Source organism: Pseudomonas fuscovaginae SE-1, from assembly GCF_000364705.1.
Lineage (GTDB): Bacteria > Pseudomonadota > Gammaproteobacteria > Pseudomonadales > Pseudomonadaceae > Aquipseudomonas > Aquipseudomonas fuscovaginae_A.
Genome location: NZ_AQOH01000116.1, coordinates 1 through 1,211, shown reverse-complemented (window position 1 = coordinate 1,211; position 1,211 = coordinate 1). Strand labels below are relative to the sequence as shown.

The window sequence follows — 1,211 nt, the reverse complement described above, 5'->3', positions numbered from 1 at the left end:
GCCGGCATCCTCTCCAGTGGCGCCGGACAAAAGCTGACCGTCGCCGGCCTGCTGGACAACACCCAGGGTGGCTCCATCGACAGCGGCGCAGCCCTGACCCTGCAAGCCATGGCCCTGAACAACGCCGGCAGCATCAGCGCCGAACAGGCCATCGGCTTCACCGGCACCGACCTGGATAACAGCAACGGCACCCTGACCGGCAACGGCGCGGTCACCCTCGACCTGCTCGGCGCCCTGACCAACAGCAACGGCAAGCTGGCCAGCGCCGGCCCCCTGGTCATCAGCCGCAGCAGCCAGATCAGCAACCAGGGCGGCCAACTGGTCAGCCAGGGCCTGCTGAGCCTGCTGACCGGCAACCTCGATAACAGCCACCATGGCACGCTGGCGGCCAATGACAACCTGCAGATCACCAGCACCGGCGCCGTGCAGAACAACGCCGACGGCCTGATCTACAGCCAGAATGGTGACCTCGGTGTCAACGCCGCCAGCCTGTCCAACGGCAAGGGCGCGCTGCAAGGGCAGGGCGCGCTGAACCTGGCCGTGACCGGCGACATCGACAACCAGAGCGGCAAGCTGCTGGCCCAGAGCGGCAACCTGACCGTCAGTGCGGCCAGCCTGGACAACCGTGGCGGCACCCTGAGCAGCCTCAAGGGCGCGTTGGAAACCCGGATCGTCGGCGTCCTGAAAAATGGCTACGACCTGAACAACAACCGCCAGGGCGGCATCCTCCAGGGCCAACGCCTGAACCTCAGCGCACTGGGCGGCTTCGACAACTACGGCGGTCGTGTCTCGGCCCAGAGCGGCGATACACTGATCACCACCGCCGACTTCGACAATCGCAACGGCGGCGTCTATGCCAAGGGCCTGGTGCAAGTCACCGGCAACAACTTCGACAACAGCGGCGACAACGATGGCCAGATCGCTGGCCAGCGCATCGACCTGAGCCTCAACGGCGCCCTGAACAACCGCCTGGGTATCATCGAAAGCGACAGCACTCTGAGCGTACGCGCTGCCAGCCTGGACAACCAGACCGGCCAACTGCGCGCCCTCGGTACCAGCGGCAAGACCGACTTCCAGATCGGCGGCCTGTTCGACAACCGCAACGGCAAGCTGGAAACCGCCAACAGCGACCTGACCCTGAACGTCGGTGGCTTCCAGAACCAGGGCGGCAGCCTGCTGCATGTGGGCAGCGGCACCTTCGATATCGCCAC

Annotated in this window: 1 pseudogene; it reads left to right on the top strand. The window is 65.8% G+C overall.

Annotated features, from left to right (window positions below):
- A pseudogene (locus tag K675_RS30705) lies at nucleotides 1-1,211 on the top strand (hypothetical protein); the annotation flags it as partial.